Origin of the sequence: Streptococcus sp. 5346 (genome assembly GCF_013277455.1) — a bacterium.
Taxonomy (GTDB): Bacteria; Bacillota; Bacilli; order Lactobacillales; family Streptococcaceae; genus Streptococcus.
The window spans coordinates 1-3,047 of sequence record NZ_VMMY01000024.1 but is presented as its reverse complement, the minus strand read 5'-3'; the positions used below and the strand labels follow the sequence as shown (position 1 = coordinate 3,047).

Here is a 3,047-nt window from a genome sequence, read left to right as displayed (position 1 = left end):
TAACAATTTATTATCGCTATACAAAGCACTCAAATAGGTTTATAATAGCATGATTATTGATAAAGGAGATTTTCATGGATTATAAACTTATTTCTACTTACTTAGATTATTGCAAAACTCATAAGCGTTTGAGTTCACACACGATTCGCGCTTATAAGAATGATCTTATGCAATTTTATAACTCAGACTATGATAATGTCGAATCCTATATAGAACAGTTGACACAATCTAACATAAAAACGAATACACTAAGAAGAAAAATTGCTTGTATGAAGGTGTTTTATAACTATCTAAAATACCAGAACATAATTGAAGAGAATCCCTTCAATCAATTGCGCTTTCAATTTAGAACTGAAAAAATATTACCTAAAACGATTTCGTATGATATTCTGAAAAGCATTTTTATATATTTAGAACAGAAAGTAATTGTATCTAAAACTGACTATCAAAAACAACACGCTGAAAGAAATCTACTAATTATTTCACTTTTACTTTCAACAGGCATCAGAATTTCTGAACTTTGTCACATTCATCTCAAAGATATTAATCTTTCCAATAAAACACTCCATATTGTAGGAAAGGGTAAGAAAGAACGTATCCTATTTTTAGGAGATCAAAAAACATTCAATTTATTAGAAACATATATAAATAAAACAAGAAATGAATCCAATGATTTCTTGTTCCCAGGGAAACATTCACTTAAACCATTGTCAGAGCAAAGTGTACGTTTAGTTTTAAAGAGAATCGTTGAACAAAACAGCTTATCTAGAACTATTACACCACATATGTTTAGACATAGCTTTGCGACAATGCTTCTAGATAGTGATGTAGATATTCGATATATTCAACAAATTCTTGGACACAGTTCTATATCAGTCACACAAATCTATACTCACGTATCTCATTCAAAACAAAAAGAAATACTTAGTTCTTTTAATCCTATGTCAGTGATTCATTCTGATAAAAAATGAACACTTATTAAACACACTTGTTTCATATATTTATAATTGTTTTACTATATCCTAATAAGCATTGATAGTATAGTATATTGAAACAAAATATGCAAAAATATATTAAGATAGTCAAATTAATTTCTAGAAATGTTTTAGCAACCGCAGTGTACTATTATAGATTCAATCTGTTTCATATCCCAACTTTAAAAACTTTTAAAGTAACAATTGTTTTGTGTTTTAAAATTTTTAAAACCATATCTCCTCGAAGATTTAATACAATTTTCAGTTACTTGTAGAGTTAGACATGATACCTCTCCTTTTTATATGAAGTATTTGTGATAAAGGAGTATAATAACTTTAAAACTGATTACATGTATATCGATAGGGAGGTCAACTCTTTATGCTGAGAAGATTTGTTACTAAGAAGCACCTCGTACTTTACTTCTTTTCTATTGCCATTACTTGGCTGGAAGCAATTATCACGCCAGCCCTTGTTCAGAATATTGTTGCCAGTTTTACCAATCAAGAACTAGGCCTTCTTTGGAAAGTTTTGATTTTAGGAATCCTTGGTAATCTTATCCTCTTACTAGGCTTAGCTGGAAAACGCTATTACTACGCTCGTTTGATTACTGACTTCAAATATGGAATCAAGAGTGCTATTTTCAAACGATTTTTAAACAGTTATGAGATTGATGAAAAGGATATTTTGTCTGACCTAGAAAACGACGTCAAGCAAGTAGAAGAAAGCTATATTGAGCCAACGGTCATCATCATTTCTTCTCTTGGCTTCACAACTGTGTCCATTCTCTATGCCTTATGGACCAATTTTTACCTGGGCTTGATTTTCATCATCTTCTACTCCTTTCCTGTCCTCTGTAGTGCTATCGGATCAAAGCGTTTGGACTCACTTTCTGAAAAGCGGTCAACTGTTAACCAAAGCTACTTAGCAAGCTTGACAAATTTTATTGGTGGTAGCCAACAAATTCGCCATTATCAGGGGCAAGACTACTTTTTTGCTCGCTATCAAAAGCAATTACAAACCAGTTTGGATGCCGAAATCAACTATGAAAAACAACGAACTTTAAACAGTCTCTTGATCAATAGCATCGATGCCTTTTGTTCTGTCACACCAATCGTCATCGGTGGCTTTATGACCTACTATAGTTATTTAGATGCGGCGAGTTTTGTGGCTATCTATCTAGTTTCCCATAATATCGGCTATCAATTCCAAGAGTTGGCTTACTTTACCAACACCCGAAAAGCGACTCGAACTCTTCTCAACAAATACCAAAAACTTTTGAACCAGTCTGATCCCATCTCGCCTAGAAGCATAGAAAATATTTTCCCTATCCAACTTGACACCATCTGCCTTGAAAAAGAGGGGAATAGCCTCCTGTCTCCGATTTCCATACACATCAAGCAAGGAGAAAAAATTGCCATTATCGGGGAAAGTGGCTCTGGTAAAACAACCCTGCTCAATATCATTCATGGAGAAGAGACACCAACAAGTGGTCAGATTAGCTTTGCTGGTCAGAACCTGTCACGTCAAGAAATCACGGGCACCAGCTCCTATATCCTCCAAGATAGCCATTGCTTTGACACGCTATCTCTGGAAGACAATATCCTTCTAGGACTGGATAAAAATCCAGAGACTTTAAATCATATCCTCAAAAAAACAGGATTAGAACATTTGAAAAATCGACCCCTCAGCAATGATAGTCTATCTGGTGGCGAGAAACAACGCCTAGAAATCGCTCGCGCCCTCTACCATGATAGCCAACTCATCTTAGCAGATGAGATTAAGGCCAATCTTGACTCGGAAAATAGCAGAAAAATTAGCGACTTGCTCTTCTCCCTACCTCAAACAGTCATTGAAGTCATTCACCACTACACGGAAGAAGACTTAAAACACTACGACCAAGTCATTCACTTAAGCAAAGAAAAGTAATAGTCTATAACATACGATTTTAAAAAGCAAGGAACCCGAATTCCTTGCTTTTTATACTCAATGAAAATCAAAGAGCAAACTAGGAAACTAGCCGCAGATTGCTCAAAGCACTGCTTTGAGGTTGTAGATAGAACTGACGAAGTCAG

Annotated in this window: 2 protein-coding genes; both read left to right on the top strand. The window is 34.7% G+C overall.

From position 1 onward, the window contains the following. The first annotated feature begins 74 nt into the window (after positions 1–74). On the top strand, positions 75–971 hold the full coding sequence (locus tag HT732_RS10075; protein ID WP_173254993.1) for a tyrosine-type recombinase/integrase: 897 nt from the start codon (positions 75–77) through the stop codon (positions 969–971). A 382-nt stretch (positions 972–1,353) separates the two neighbouring features. Next, the gene (locus HT732_RS10070) at positions 1,354–2,901 is read left to right on the top strand and encodes an ABC transporter ATP-binding protein (protein ID WP_173254991.1); all 1,548 of its coding nucleotides are present in this window, start codon (positions 1,354–1,356) and stop codon (positions 2,899–2,901) included. The last annotated feature ends 146 nt before the right edge of the window (positions 2,902–3,047 follow it).